The sequence below is a fragment of the Georgenia sunbinii genome, assembly GCF_036421875.1.
GTDB lineage: Bacteria > Actinomycetota > Actinomycetes > Actinomycetales > Actinomycetaceae > Georgenia_B > Georgenia_B sunbinii.
Genome location: NZ_JAZGOL010000004.1, coordinates 335,260 through 348,196 on the forward strand (window position 1 = coordinate 335,260; position 12,937 = coordinate 348,196).

The window sequence follows — 12,937 nt, forward strand, 5'->3', positions numbered from 1 at the left end:
GAAGTTGGTCTCTAGGTCCGGGGCTCGTCGGAGTCCGACGTCCGGTCAGGGGATCCCGGCACGACGGCGGCGACCGCCGGCTCCCCTAGGGCGGGCGGTGCCGATCTCGACTGCCGTCGCAGCAGCTCGGACAGCGACATCTGGCGCCGGTAGGTGTCGAGCGTGACGCCGGCGAGGATGATCACGCCGATGACGAGGGGCTGCCAGTAGCTCTGCACGCCGACGACGTTCATGCCGTTGGAGACGGTCGCGATGAGCACCGCTCCGAGCAGAGCGCCCTGGACCGAGCCGATCCCGCCGAAGAGGCTGACCCCGCCGACAACGGCCGCGGCGATCGAGTAGAACAGCTCGTTCCCGGAGCCGGCCGAGGGGTAGCCGACCATCAACCGGCTCGTGGTGATGAGGCCGCCCATCGCCGCGCACATCCCACTGAGCACATACGCAAGGATCGTCACCCGTCCGATCGGGATGCCGGCGAGGCGCGCCGTCTCGCGGTTGCCGCCGACGGCGTAGATGTGGACACCGGTCGGGGTGAGCCGCAGCATGACGACGAAGATGATGGCGGCCACCGCCACGAGCACCACCGGCATCGGGATCCCGAACAGTGCGCCTCGGCCGATGATCGCGAACGTCGGGTCGGCGACGTTGACCGAGTTGGCGCCGGTGAGGATGAGTGGGATCGACGCCGCATACCCGAACGCCGCGAAGGTGACGATGAATGGTGGCAACTTGAGGAAGTGCACGAGCGCACCGTTGATCACGCCCACGAGCGCACCGACGGCGATCGCGGTCACGGCGGCCGCCCACCACGGCATCCCGGAACGCATGGCCAGTGCCGCCACCATCCCGGTCAGGGCGATGACCGATCCGGTCGACAGGTCAATGCCCCCGGTGAGCAGCACGAACGCCTGACCGAGCGCCAGGAAGGCGATCACGGTCCCGTTGAGCAGCAGGAGCTCGAGGTTCCCGAGCGAGAGGAAGCGGGGGGAGATCAGCCCGATAGCACCTGCCACCAGGATGATCACGATGGTGATCCCCAGTTCCTCCGGGACTCGTCGTCGACGGATCATGTCACTGCCTCCTCGCAGCGTGACGCTGCCTCGTCTGCTCATGTGAGCGGACTCACCGCTCGTTTCGGAACAGTACGACGAACAGGCATCGATAGCAACCCTCGAGATCACCGAGGCTCATCGGGCAACCAGCCAGGTCGAGTGCGGGCTAGTCTGCTCACATGAGCAGCGAGATTCAGGTAGGGCCCGAAGTGGACCGCGCGACCATGGTCGCGGCCGCCCGGCAGTACTACCTCGAGGACCTCAGCAAGTCCCAGATCGCCGACAACCTCGGGATCTCCCGCTTCAAGGTCGCCCGCCTGCTGGTCGCGGCACGTGATCAGGGCGTGGTGACGATCCGGGTCGACGACCGGGCGATACCCGTCCCCGAGCTCGCCGACAGGCTCGCTCGCGCGCTCAACCTGCGGCGCGCCATCGTCGTCGAGACGCCGGAGGACACCGACGAGGCTCGTCGACTCGTCGGTGCCGCCGCCGCGGAGCATCTCGGTCGGACGCTGACCGCCGGTGAGGTCGTCGGCATGGCCTGGGGCCGCACCCTCACCGCGATGAGCGCCGCGATGCCGCCGCTGCCCGAGGTGGACGTCGTCCAGCTCACCGGGACGGTCGGCTCCGACCTGGAGATGTCGCCGGTCGAGATCGTGCGCCGGGTGGCACTCAACGCCGGCGGCTCCGCGACGCCGATCTTCGCGCCGCTGGTCGTCGACGATCCGCGGACGGCGGACGCACTGCGACGCCAGTCCGACGTCGGCCGGGCCATCCGGATGTTCGACACGGTCACCACGGCCGTCGTCGCCGTCGGCTCCGTCGAGCCGTCGACCTCTCAGCTGTGGGAGTCCCTCGACCGCGTGGACCAGGAGCGGCTCCGGGAGGCCGGCGCGGTGGCGGAGGTGGTCGCCAGCCTCGTCGACGACGACGGCGAGCTCATCGACGCCGAGTTCGAGCAGCGCTGCATCGCGATCTCGACCGAGCAGCTGCGCCGCACCCCGCGGGTGGTCGCCATCGCCGCCGGCCGGGAGAAGGCCAGGGCAGTCGTCGCCATCGCCCGTGGCCGGCTGTGCACCGAGGTGGTGACGGACCGCAACCTCGCCGAGGCGGCCCTCACGCTGGTGAGCGCGGTGCAGGACGACGCACGATGAGCAGGACCGAACACGGCCCCACCCGCATCGCCGCGTCACTGTGGTCGGTGCCCGTGGCCGAGCAGGAGGCGCGCGCGACCCAGCTTGCCGCGGCGGGTCTGCGGCGGTGGCACTGGGACCACTCCGACGGGACGTTGGGCGCCGCGGGTGGGTTCACGCCGCAGCGCGCCGCCCGGCTCAACGCGCTGACCGGGCTGCCCGGGGAGGCTCACCTCATGGTGGCAGACCCCGTCGCGGCAGTCCCGGAGTGGGCTGCGGTGTGCGACACGATCATCGTGCACATCGAGGCGACCGGCCATGAAGTGGCGGTCGAGCTGATCCGGGGTGCAGGACGTACCGCCGTGCTTGCCGTCTCGCCTGACACCCCGCTCCCAGCACTGGAGAGCTACCCGGACGACGTCGGCATCCTGGTGATGGCGGTGGAACCCGGCCAGGCGGGTTCCACCTTCCGGTCCGGGACGCTCGCCCGGCTGCGCGCACTGCGCGGTCGCGAGCTCCTCGGCGTCGACGGCTCGGTCAATGAGGAGCGCGCCAGGGCCTGCGTCGCCAATGGCGCCACATGGGTCATCAGCGGCACCGACCTGTGCACGTCGCACGACCCAGCGGCGTGGATCGCGGACCTAGACTTGCCCCATATCGACGAGCCACCACCGCTGCGAGGAGCACACTCATGTCCCTGACCGTCGCCGTGGCGCAGTTCGCGCCGGGTGAGGACAAGTCCGCCAACCTACGCACCATCGAGGAGCAGGTGACGACGGCGGCGGAGCGCGGTGCGCGGCTGGTGGTGCTGCCGGAGTTCGCGGTGTTCACCGCATCGTCGATGGGCACCAGCTTCGTCGACAGCGCCGAGCCGCTCGACGGCCCCGCGGTGTCGCGGCTCGCGGCGCTCTCCGCCTCGTTGGACGTCACGATCGTCGCCGGTATCAACGAGTCGGCCGACGGCGCCCGCATCCACAACGCGCTGGTCGGCCTTCAGGGTGGCGAGCTGCGCGCGGTCTACCGCAAGGTCCACCTCTACGACGCGTTCGGCTACCGGGAGTCGGACCGGGTGATCGCCGCGGACCCGCAGGAGCCGGTGCTACTCGACGTCGACGGCTTCAAGGTCGGCCTGCAGACCTGCTACGACGTCCGGTTCCCGGAGAGCTCGCGTGCCCTGGTCGACGCCGGCGCGGACGTCCTCGCGATCCCCGCGGCGTGGATGCCCGGACCACTGAAGGAGTACCACTGGGGCACGCTGCTGCGCGCCCGCGCGATCGAGAACACCGTCTACGTGGTCGCCGCGGACCAGACCGGCCGCAGCGGCGTCGGCCACAGCGTCATCCTCGACCCGATGGGCACCGCGCTGGCGGCACTCGGCGAGGTGCCCGGCGTCGGCGTCGCGCCGCTCGAGCGCGCCCGCCTCGACCAGGTCCGCGAGACCAACCCGGCGCTGAGCCTGCGGCGCTACCGCGTCGCGCCCGGCGCCCCCTCCCCCGCCCGCTAGGTCGTCCCCGCCCCGCCCTCTCACCCCCACCCACACGCGCCGACAGCGGGATTGTCCACCGCCCGGCGCCCTCCCCCTCACCGACAGCGGGATTGCCCACCGCACGGCGCCCTTCCCCCCTCACCGACAGCGGGATTGTCCACCGCACGCGCCGTCCAGCGCGGAGAGTTTCCCGGGACGCTGCGGACAATCCTGCTGTCGGCGCAGGGGCAGGGGTAGGGGTGGCGCGGGCGCGTGGGGTCCGGGCTCTACCTGCAGACAATCCTGCTGTCAGCGCGTTTGCGGGCCGGCGGAAAAGACAGAACGGCGGCGCGGGGCTCTGGGAGCCGCGCGCCGCCGTGGTCGTTCTCAGGCTGGGGTCACTCCGCGGGGATGATGACGCCCTGGTACTCGTCGGCGATGAACTGGGCCATCTCGTCGGAGGTGAGCAGCTCGTAGAGGGTGGCGATGCGCGGGTCGTCGGCCAGCTCCGGCGTCGTGGTAAGGACGTTGTAGTACTCGGAGTCGCTCTCCTCGGCGAGGATCATCTTGTCCTCGCTCAGCCCGGCCGGCAGCGCGAACGCGGCGGTGACGATGGCGGCGTCCTGGTCCTCGACGGCCTGCGGCAAAGTGGCGTTCTCGATCTCGACGAAGTCGATGTTCCGCGGGTTGGCGGTGATGTCGTTGATCGTGATCGGCTCGTCGGTGACCTCGATCAGGCCGTGGGCAGCGAGCAGCTTGAGCGCCCGGCCCTCGTTCGTCGGGTCGTTGGGGATGGCGACCGACGCGCCGTCGGGCAGCTCCTCCAACGAGCCGAAGTCGTTGGAGTACAGGCCCATGCGCGGCAGGTAGATCTCGCCGACCGAGACCAGGTCCTCACCCATGGCCTCGTTGAAGGTCTCCATGAAGGTGGTGTTCTGGAACAGGTTGGCGTCCGCGTCACCGTCGACCACTGCCGGGTTGGGCGTGTTGTAGTCGCTGAACTCAACGAACTCGACCGTCAGGCCCTCGGCCGGAGCGAGCTCCTCGGCGACGAAGCGGAGCATGTCGCCCGCGGGCACGGCGAGTGCGGCGACCCGGATGGTGTCGGAGTCGGCGTCGGAGGACGAGTCGTCGCCTCCGCCGCAGGCGCTCAGCGCGAGCGCGGCGACGACGGCGATGGGAAGGGTGCGGGAGAAGCGCATTAGTTCTCTTTCTCAGCGGTGGGAGGCACGACGGGCAACGTAGTTCCCGACGCTTTGGAGGATCTGGACGATGACGACGAGGACCACGACGACGACGAGCATGTACTCGAGGCTGTAGCGCTGGTACCCGTACCGGAAAGCGACGTCACCGAGGCCGCCGCCGCCGACCGCGCCGACCATGGCGGAGTAGCCGATGAGCCCGACGACGGTGGTGGACAGCCCGAGGGTGAGTGCCGGGACGGCCTCGGCGAGCAGCACCTTGAACAGGATGGTGCGCTTGGTGGCACCGAGGGAGACGGCCGCGTCGATGAGCCCGCGGGGCACCTCGCGCACCGCGATCTCCACGAGTCGGGCGAAGAACGGAATGCCGGCGATGGTCAGCGGCACGATCGAGGCGGTGGCGCCGATGAACGACCCCACGATCAACCGGGTGAACGGGATGAGCAGGATCATGAGGATGATGAACGGGATCGAGCGTCCGATGTTGACGACGACGTCGAGAACCCAGTTGAGCACCTTGCCCAGCGCCCGGGAGCCGAACGGCCGGGCGTACAGGCCGCCCTCCTCGGTGGTGACGAGCAGCAGCCCGACGGCGATCCCAACGACGACGGTGATCGCCAGCGACACGAACACCATGTAGAGGGTCTGCCAGGTCGCCGTGGTGACGACGCTGGTGAGGTCGGACCAGAAGTTCGGGTCGTTGCGATCGATCATCGGACGACCTCCACGAAGAGACCCTGCCCGCGCAGGTAGGTGATGGCTGCCTCGACCTGCTCGGCGGTGCCGGGGATCTCGAGGCGGGTGCGACCGGTCTGGGTGCCCTCGTGGATCGTCTCGATGGCGGCGCCGAGGATGGTGACGTCGAGGCCCTGGTCGCGGGCGAGGCGGGCGATGACCGGCTCGGAGGACGTCATCTTGGTGAAGGTGATGTCGATGATCCGGGTGCCGCGCTCCGGCGGTAGCTGCCCGAGCTGGAACAGCTCGGCGGCGAGCCGGGAGCCGGGGGTGGTGAGCAGCTGTTCCATCGGGCCGTGCTCGATGATCCGGCCGTTCTCCATCAGCGCTGCGGAGTCGCAGATCCGCTTGATGACTTCCATCTCGTGCGTGATGAGCAGCACGGTGAGCCCGAGCTCGTGGCTGAGCCGGCGGATGAGGTCGAGCACCGAACGGGTGGTCTCCGGGTCCAGGGCCGAGGTGGCCTCGTCGGAGAGCAGCACGCTGGGGTTGTCCGCCAGCGCGCGGGCGATGCCGACGCGCTGCTTCTGCCCGCCCGAGAGCTGCGCGGGGTAGGCGTCGGCGCGGTCGGTGAGCCCGACCAGCTCGAGGATCTCCGTGGCACGCGCACGCCGGGAGGAGCGGTCGGCGCCGGCGATCTCCAGCGCCAGCTCGACGTTGCTCCTCGCGGTGCGCGAGCTCAGCAGGTTGAAGTGCTGGAAGATCATGCCGGCCCGGCGCCGCGCCTCGCGCAGCTCGCGCCCGCTCAGCTGGGTCATGGTGCGACCGTCGACGGTGATGGTCCCGGAGTCTGGCGTCTCGAGGGCGTTGACGGTGCGGATGAGCGTCGACTTGCCCGCCCCGGACTGCCCGACGATCCCGAAGATCTCGCCCGGCTCGACGTGCATGCTCACGTGGTCGAGAGCACGGACCTCGCCGCCCGAGGTACGGAAAGTCTTGGAGACGTCCTCAAGATCGATCATCGGGCCTCCCGGGTGTCATGGGCACGAGTCGCGCCGGCGTGCGCGGCTCGCAGCAGGCGCCAGCCTACGAGGGCTGGATCGCCGGTCCAGTGGTAGAGATCAGCATCTCATATGCTGAACCTGATCCTTCGACGGGTCCGCGATTTGGGCGACGCGGCCCGGCTCAGCTACGGAAGCGCGCGAGCCCCTCGGCCGCCTGGTGCAGCACGCTCTCCTGCTTGACGTAGGTGAAGCGGACCCAGGAGCGCAGCGCCTGCGTCGTGGCCGAACCAGGCGCGCAGAACGCGGTGACCGGGATGGCGACGACGCCGGCCAGCTCAGGCAGCTGGTGGCACAGCTCGACGGCATCCTCGAACCCCAGCGGTGCGGCGTCGGCGACGACGAAGTACGTCCCGGCCGGCCGGACGGTGGCGAACCCGGCGCCGTCGAGCGCCTCGAGCAGCAGGTCACGGCGAGACTGCAGCGAGGCAGCGAGCCCGGCGACGTACTCCCCCGTGGCGCCGTCGGCGTCGGTGAGCGCGGTGGCGACGGCGTACTGGAACGGCCCGGAGGCGACGTAGGTGAGGAACTGCTTGACGGTCCGCACCGCGGTGACGAGCTCGGCCGGGCCGTGGATCCAGCCGACCTTCCAGCCGGTGAAGGACAGCGTCTTGCCGGCCGAGGAGATCGTCAGCGTGCGACCGGCCGCGGCGGGCAGGGTGGCCATCGGCACGTGCCGGACGCCGTCGTAGGTGAGGTGCTCGTATACCTCGTCGGTGACGATGACGGCGTCCCGGGCGGCAGCGAGCTCGGCGATGAGCGTGAGCTCTTCGGTGCTGAGCACGGTGCCGGTCGGGTTGTGCGGGGTGTTGACCAGCACGATCCGGGTGCGGTCGGTGAACGCCGCCCGCAGCTCGGCGGGGTCGAGGTGGAAGCCGTCGGGCCCGGGGTGCAGCGACACGGTGCGATGGGTGGCGCCGGCCATCGCGATCGCTGCCGCGTAGGAGTCGTAGAACGGCTCGAGGGTGAGGACCTCGTCGCCCGGGCCAGCGAGCGCGAGGATCGTCGCGGCCAGCGCCTCGGTGGCACCGGCGGTGACGAGCACCTCGGTGTCCGGGTCGACGGCGAGGCCGTACTGGCGAGCTTGGTGCGCCGCGACGCCCTCCCGCAGCTCGGGGATCCCGGCACCCGGCGGGTACTGGTTGAAGCCGTCGCGCACCGCGGCGATCGCCGCGTCTCTGATGTGGGGCGGGCCGTCGACGTCGGGGAATCCCTGGCCGAGGTTGACGGCGCCGGTGCGGGCCGCCAGCTCGGACATCTCGGCGAAGATCGTCGGGGCCACGGCGCCCGAGGGATTGAGAAGGCCGGTCGCACGGGCGACGTCGAGCCATCGGTCGGTACGCATGCCAGGCATCCTTTCACCGTTGGCGGCGCCCAGGACGACGGGTGGCGGCGCCGGGACGGCATCGCCTGATCGGCCCCGCAGCCCGTTGAAGGTACCGTCGAGACGGAAGAGCAACCGTCTTGTCGAACTGAGGAGCTTGGTGGAGGCTTGGCCTGACGTCATGCCCCGTCTGGTGGCAACCGACATCGACGGCACGATCGTGCCGCACGGGGGCACCGTGAGCGCCCGCACCCGCGCCGCGCTGCAGCAGTACACCGAGCGTGGGGTGGACGTGGTGCTGGTGACCGGGCGGCCACCGCGGTGGCTGCCGCCGGTCGTCCAGGCCACGGGCCTGACCGGGCCGGTCATCGCTGCCAACGGCGCGATCGTCGTCGATGCCCTGACCCTGGAGCTGCTCGAGATCAGCGCGATCTCGCCGGCGCATGTGGCGCAGGCGGTGGACCGGTTCGCTGCCGCGCTGCCGGACGCCGTGTTCGCCGTCGAGACGCCCGGGGAGCTACGCGTCGGTCCCGGCTTCGAGCAGGTACGCACGAGCGGCCGGCGCGAGGGCCTCGTTCCGGTGGGGCCACCGGTGACGCTGGTGCGCTCGACCACCGAGCTCATCGAGGTCGAGGACATCATCAAGATCATGGTGATGAGCCCGGCGTCCGACCCGGACATGATGCTTGAGACGGGGCGCAGCCGGGCCGGACACATTGTCAGCGTGACCCGCTCCAGCGTCGCGAGCCCGCTCCTCGAGCTCGGCCCGCCGGGGGTCACCAAGGCCTCGGCGCTCGCCAGGCACGCACGTGCTCTCGGCGTCGACCAGGCCGACGTCGTCGCGTTCGGGGACATGCCCAACGACGTCGAGATGCTGCACTGGGCCGGCCACGGGTTCGCCATGCACAACGGGCACAGCGAAGCGCTGGCCGCAGCGCAGCACGTGGCACCGCCCGTTCAGGAGGACGGCGTCGCGCAGGTGCTCGAGACCTTCCTCGCCCCGCGGCCCACGCTCAGGTAGCTGCCTGACCCCGGGGCATCCTGCGCGCCCTCATGCGCGTCGACACATGTCGCCCTTCAAGGCGGGCGAACTACGCTGCTCGGGCCCGGGGCGCTTCCCGGGCTTTCATGGCAGGCACTGAAGCATCAGGCGCGGGCCGCCGCTCCGTCGGTCGTGCCGCGGCGAGCAGCATGAGCAAAGCCACGGGACTAGTCAGGAGCACGAGCTCCAGAGCCGTCTCGTCGAGAAGCAGTTTGCGCTATGGCAAGCAGGGCGTGCGGGCGACGCAGAGCCCGGCGCGCCTGAAGACCAAGAAGCAGGTAACGGACCAGCCCTCCGAGTGGTCCGTCGTGGTCGATCGCCTTGACCACTTGCTCGCGCTGCTGGAACCGGTCCTGCCGGATGCGCTGCTGGCCGCAAGCACCGGCGATGACCTCCTCGACCTCGCCGGGCGCATCTCCTCGGCACTCCCCCACGAGAGCGCGACCGCCGAGGCTGTCGGGCCGGTCTACGAGACTGCCGACCTCGTGTCCTGGCTCGGCATCTCCCGTCAGGCACTCCACAAGCGCCTCCAGCGCAGCGACATGCTGGCCATGAAGACAGCAGACAGTCACACCATCTACCCCGCGTGGCAGTTCACCTCCGACGGGACGGTGCGCCCCGGAGTTGCCGAGGCGGTCAAGGCGCTGGCGCCCGTGATGGATGACTGGACGCGCACCCTGTGGTTCACCGGCAGGTCCCCGGACCTCGACGGCAAGAGTGCCTCGCAGTGGCTGGCGGAAGGAGGCGACCCTGCCGTCGTCATCGCGTCAGCCAGGCGCAGGGCGCACAGGATGGCACAGTGACCGCCCGGCGACGGGCCACCTCGTTCCTCCCTCCTCCCATAGACCTCCACGGCTACCCCAGCCGCGAGCTCGCCACGGGTGAGGTGGTCTACCGCTCGCATCACAAGGACTACGGCCCCGTGTACTTTTCCAGCGCCTCGGCAGACCCGGACGAGGGCGGCCGCTTCGACCTTCCTGCCCCGGGCGGGACCTGCTACGCGGCGACGGATGCCCTCGTGGCGCTGCGGGAACGCTTCGGCCCTGAACTCATGGATCACGGCGAAGTCCCCGCCAGCGCAGTCTCGGAGGCGAGAGTCTCGCGCCTGCGGCTGCAGAAGGGGGTGACGTTAGCCGACACTGCGGCCGAGCTCTCGGCAAACTTCCACCCCCTCGAGCTCGCCACCTCACCGGACTACGCCCTGACGCAGAGGTGGGCCAGTGGGTGCCATGCACACGGCTTCGACGGCGTCATCTACCAGGCGAGGTTCACCACCCGTGACACTGCAGCCGCCCTCGCGCTGTTCGGCGACGCGGGCCCTGGGGACTGGCCTGCGGACGAGAAGATGGATGTGACGGCGCTGATCAGGGCCGCTGGTCTGAAGGTCGCCACCCGCCGCCCTGCGCGCAACCACTTTTCCAAGGCCACCACACCCACCGCGTGACGCTATTGGCCGCTCACCCCGCTCACGTGGCGATGTGGATCTGGTCGTGCCGCTCCACGAGCAGCCGGTCGTCAACGTGGCCGCGAACCTCGGCGTCATCATCGACTGACACCCGATGAGCGCGCCGCTGCCCGAACAGGCAGCGGTCCGCCCCAGTCGTTGCCTGGGGCTCGCAACAGGTGTGGACTGGCGGGCATGGACGGCAAGGAGGCCCTGCGTCCGGCGGGACGCGCCCGCTCCGAACGTCCTGCCGCGGCCGCCCGGCCCACGACCGGCACGCCGAGGTTCGGCGCCAGTCCGCCCCATGCCCTGCTCGCACTCCAGCGAAGGGTCGGCAACCGGGCCGTGGCCTCGGTGCTCGACTCGCCTGCTCGAGCCCGTCCAGGCCCACCGACGCGCGCCGCGCTCGCACTGCTCGGCGGGCAGCTTCCGACGGCGACCGGTCCCAGCGCGGCCGCCGCGGCAGCCGGCCTCGCGCGCACACCCGACCTGTTCGCCGTCGACGCGCGACCAGGCATCCACGAGAGCGACGCGGTGCCGGTGCACGACTCCGCCCAGAGCCACCGGGCGGCGGCCGCGATGGGCGTGCACGCCTACACCTTCCGCGGTGAGGTCGCTCTCGGCGCCGGTCTCGACGAGTCCGGAGGGCCCGGGCGGTCGGCCGTGCTCGCGCACGAGCTCGCGCACGCTCGCCAGACACAGGGAGCGACGCAGGTGTCCGACGCCGCGACCGCGGAGTCCGCGGTGCAGCACGGTCACGACGGCGTCGGCGCCGACCCGGACGTGCCGCACGGCCTGTTCTGGCTCATCCCGGTCGCGGCGGCCGCCTACGTCCTGCTGCGGCCGAACGTCGCGAACGCGCCGTCGCCGGAGGACGTCGCGAGCGGCAACCTGCAACCGAGCGTCTCCGAGCTCCAGGTGGCGGGCGAGGCGCTCGCGCTGTTCGCCGTCCCGGGCGGGATCGCCTCTGGCCTCGCCCGCGCCGGGTACGGGGTGGTCGCCGCGGCGGGGGTCAGCGGTGCCGGGAGCGCGATGGCGTTCCGCGGGGTGCAGGACGTCGGCGCGGGCGAGTTCTCCGGCACCCGTGCCTACATCATCGACGCCGGCACCGGCGCGGTGATCGGTGTGGTCGTCGGCGGCGCCGTCCGGATCTTCGGCGGTGCGGGAGGCGCGGCGTCGGGGCAGAGCCCCAACCTCGTGCACTTCACCACCCCGGAGGCACAGGCGGCGATCATGGCGAGGTCGGAGTCCGGTCAGCTGATCGGGCAGCTGCGCGGCCGGACCGGTATTTGGGCGTTGACCGACGATGCCCTGCAGCAGGCGCCCTGGCAACGGGCGGCTCGAGCCACCATGAGCACGAGCACCGCGCAGGCGCCGGTTGCGGTGCCGGCCGGGGCCGCGGGGCAGTTCAGCCGTGCCGTTCCGGTGGGCCCGGTGTCCGGCTGGCAGTACGCCATGGGCGTCTACCGGGCGCCGGCCGGCTCCGTCGCGATGGCCTCGGGTCAGTTCACGGCTGCAGGCCAGATCATGCCCAACATCAGGGGGCTGATCTTCCCGTACGGCGCGGACGCGGCGTTGTGGATTTCGGTGGCCGCCTTCGGTCTGCAGGGCGATGCCTCGGCCACCGCCGAGGAACGTGGCATCCGGACGCTGCTGCCGTCGTTTCCGCCGGCCGTGCGGCCGGTCATCGAGTCGAACCTGTCGGTACGGGAGACGACGCGGTCCGACGGCCCGTTCGTCATCCTTCCCGGGATGCTCGGCGCGGAGGCTGCTGTCGCGGGAGCGCAGGGCAGCTACGATCCGGTCGCCCAGGTGTGCCACGGCCCGGAGGACGACCAGTCGCGCCCGGACGAGTCCGGCGGTGCGCCCCCAGCCGTCATCTACGTCGCCCCGTTCTGGCAACCGTCGGAGTAAGTCGACGCTCGCGTCGTCGGCCGCTGGGTGTGGCCTCTTGGCTCCGTGGGAACCAGGAAGCCACACCTAGCAATCTGGGGCACCCGCCGGGAGCGAGACGATCACACCAGGTGCACCCGCAGCGCCGGGTGGGCCACGGCGATGCGCTCGAAGTCCTCGTCCTGCGTGACCACCGGGAGGCCGTGAGTGACCGCGGTCGCCGCGATCAGCGCATCGGTGAGCCTGACCGTTCGGTGTATCCCGGCAGCACGACAGTCGACGACCAGTCGCGCCCATGCGGTCATCACCGCCTCCGTGATCGGGAGCGGGTCCGCCTCCCGTGCCAGCGCCAACGTGTCGGCGCGCCGGGCTCGAACATCGTCGTCCGTGGTAGCCAGCACCCCCAGCTCCAGCTCTCCGATGGTCACCACCGACACCGCAACCCTGTCAGGCAAGGCACCGAGCGGACGGTCCACCCCGCGCGCGATGACGACGGACGTGTCCAGGAGCCCCGAAGTCATAGCTCGGCCAACGTCCCGCCCGCCAGCTCGTCGAGATCCGCACGCAGCCCACCGTCTGCGCTTCGCTCCCGGAGCTGCTCACCGAAGGAAGCACCCGAGAGCCACCGCGTCCGCGCACCGTGCGG

Annotated in this window: 13 protein-coding genes; 7 read left to right on the forward strand and 6 right to left on the reverse strand. The window is 70.8% G+C overall.

Annotation, left to right across the window (positions count from 1 at the left end; translation table 11 throughout):
• Positions 1–11: 11 nt before the first annotated feature.
• Positions 12–1,070: an ABC transporter permease gene (locus tag V2J52_RS12650; protein WP_331228078.1), complete on the reverse strand. Its 1,059-nt coding sequence runs from the start codon at positions 1,068–1,070 to the stop codon at positions 12–14.
• 161 nt (positions 1,071–1,231) lie between these two features.
• Between V2J52_RS12650 and V2J52_RS12655 the strand changes: the two genes are divergently transcribed.
• Genes V2J52_RS12655 through V2J52_RS12665 form a run of 3 tightly spaced genes read left to right on the forward strand, consistent with a single transcriptional unit; the run spans position 1,232 to position 3,689 of the window.
• Positions 1,232–2,206 carry a sugar-binding transcriptional regulator gene (locus V2J52_RS12655; RefSeq protein WP_331228079.1) on the forward strand — a complete coding sequence of 325 codons (975 nt, stop codon included), beginning with the start codon at positions 1,232–1,234 and terminating at the stop codon, positions 2,204–2,206.
• Positions 2,203–2,886, forward strand: a complete 684-nt coding sequence (locus V2J52_RS12660) for a hypothetical protein (RefSeq protein ID WP_331228080.1) — start codon at positions 2,203–2,205, stop codon at positions 2,884–2,886. The genes V2J52_RS12655 and V2J52_RS12660 overlap by 4 nt, the downstream gene beginning before the upstream one ends.
• Positions 2,877–3,689 (forward strand): carbon-nitrogen hydrolase family protein, encoded by an 813-nt coding sequence (locus V2J52_RS12665; RefSeq protein WP_331228081.1) that lies wholly within the window; start codon positions 2,877–2,879, stop codon positions 3,687–3,689. The genes V2J52_RS12660 and V2J52_RS12665 overlap by 10 nt, the downstream gene beginning before the upstream one ends.
• A 359-nt stretch (positions 3,690–4,048) precedes the next feature.
• Here V2J52_RS12665 and V2J52_RS12670 read toward each other — a convergent pair whose 3' ends face one another.
• The 4 genes from V2J52_RS12670 to V2J52_RS12685 all read right to left on the reverse strand — a co-directional run bounded on the left by V2J52_RS12670 (position 4,049) and on the right by V2J52_RS12685 (position 7,933).
• Complete coding sequence (locus V2J52_RS12670; protein ID WP_331228082.1) at positions 4,049–4,852, reverse strand: MetQ/NlpA family ABC transporter substrate-binding protein; 804 nt, start codon at positions 4,850–4,852, stop codon at positions 4,049–4,051.
• 12 nt (positions 4,853–4,864) lie between these two features.
• Positions 4,865–5,566, reverse strand: coding sequence for a methionine ABC transporter permease (locus tag V2J52_RS12675; protein ID WP_331228083.1), 702 nt, complete (start codon positions 5,564–5,566; stop codon positions 4,865–4,867).
• A complete protein-coding gene (locus tag V2J52_RS12680; RefSeq protein WP_331228084.1) occupies positions 5,563–6,549 on the reverse strand; it encodes a methionine ABC transporter ATP-binding protein in 987 nt (328 codons plus the stop codon). Before V2J52_RS12680 ends, V2J52_RS12675 begins: the two co-directional genes overlap by 4 nt.
• Before the next feature lie 163 nt (positions 6,550–6,712).
• On the reverse strand, positions 6,713–7,933 hold the full coding sequence (locus V2J52_RS12685; protein ID WP_331228085.1) for a pyridoxal phosphate-dependent aminotransferase: 1,221 nt from the start codon (positions 7,931–7,933) through the stop codon (positions 6,713–6,715).
• Between the two features lie 160 nt (positions 7,934–8,093).
• On the opposite strand from V2J52_RS12685, the gene V2J52_RS12690 reads away from it, so the two are divergent.
• The 4 genes from V2J52_RS12690 (at position 8,094) to V2J52_RS12705 (ending at position 12,312) form a co-directional block, all read left to right on the forward strand.
• Positions 8,094–8,933, forward strand: a complete 840-nt coding sequence (locus V2J52_RS12690; RefSeq protein WP_331228086.1) for an HAD family hydrolase — start codon at positions 8,094–8,096, stop codon at positions 8,931–8,933.
• 170 nt (positions 8,934–9,103) lie between these two features.
• A complete protein-coding gene (locus tag V2J52_RS12695) occupies positions 9,104–9,757 on the forward strand; it encodes a hypothetical protein (RefSeq protein ID WP_331228087.1) in 654 nt (217 codons plus the stop codon).
• Entirely contained in the window at positions 9,754–10,398 is a 645-nt protein-coding gene (locus tag V2J52_RS12700; protein WP_331228088.1) for an RES family NAD+ phosphorylase, read from the forward strand. Before V2J52_RS12695 ends, V2J52_RS12700 begins: the two co-directional genes overlap by 4 nt.
• Before the next feature lie 195 nt (positions 10,399–10,593).
• Positions 10,594–12,312 (forward strand): eCIS core domain-containing protein, encoded by a 1,719-nt coding sequence (locus V2J52_RS12705; protein WP_331228089.1) that lies wholly within the window; start codon positions 10,594–10,596, stop codon positions 12,310–12,312.
• A gap of 101 nt (positions 12,313–12,413) precedes the next feature.
• Here the strand turns inward: V2J52_RS12705 and V2J52_RS12710 are convergent, their stop codons facing one another.
• A complete protein-coding gene (locus V2J52_RS12710; protein ID WP_331228090.1) occupies positions 12,414–12,812 on the reverse strand; it encodes a PIN domain-containing protein in 399 nt (132 codons plus the stop codon).
• Between the last annotated feature and the right edge of the window lie 125 nt (positions 12,813–12,937).

Bases quoted from the DNA above. Each gene is read 5' to 3' on its own strand.
- V2J52_RS12650 (WP_331228078.1), bottom strand. From the start codon at position 1,070: ATGATCCGTCGACGACGAGTCCCGGAGGAACTGGGGATCACCATCGTG.
- V2J52_RS12655 (WP_331228079.1), top strand. From the start codon at position 1,232: ATGAGCAGCGAGATTCAGGTAGGGCCCGAAGTGGACCGCGCGACCATG.
- V2J52_RS12660 (WP_331228080.1), top strand. From the start codon at position 2,203: ATGAGCAGGACCGAACACGGCCCCACCCGCATCGCCGCGTCACTGTGG.
- V2J52_RS12665 (WP_331228081.1), top strand. From the start codon at position 2,877: ATGTCCCTGACCGTCGCCGTGGCGCAGTTCGCGCCGGGTGAGGACAAG.
- V2J52_RS12670 (WP_331228082.1), bottom strand. From the start codon at position 4,852: ATGCGCTTCTCCCGCACCCTTCCCATCGCCGTCGTCGCCGCGCTCGCG.
- V2J52_RS12675 (WP_331228083.1), bottom strand. From the start codon at position 5,566: ATGATCGATCGCAACGACCCGAACTTCTGGTCCGACCTCACCAGCGTC.
- V2J52_RS12680 (WP_331228084.1), bottom strand. From the start codon at position 6,549: ATGATCGATCTTGAGGACGTCTCCAAGACTTTCCGTACCTCGGGCGGC.
- V2J52_RS12685 (WP_331228085.1), bottom strand. From the start codon at position 7,933: ATGCGTACCGACCGATGGCTCGACGTCGCCCGTGCGACCGGCCTTCTC.
- V2J52_RS12690 (WP_331228086.1), top strand. From the start codon at position 8,094: ATGCCCCGTCTGGTGGCAACCGACATCGACGGCACGATCGTGCCGCAC.
- V2J52_RS12695 (WP_331228087.1), top strand. From the start codon at position 9,104: ATGAGCAAAGCCACGGGACTAGTCAGGAGCACGAGCTCCAGAGCCGTC.
- V2J52_RS12705 (WP_331228089.1), top strand. From the start codon at position 10,594: ATGGACGGCAAGGAGGCCCTGCGTCCGGCGGGACGCGCCCGCTCCGAA.
- V2J52_RS12710 (WP_331228090.1), bottom strand. From the start codon at position 12,812: ATGACTTCGGGGCTCCTGGACACGTCCGTCGTCATCGCGCGCGGGGTG.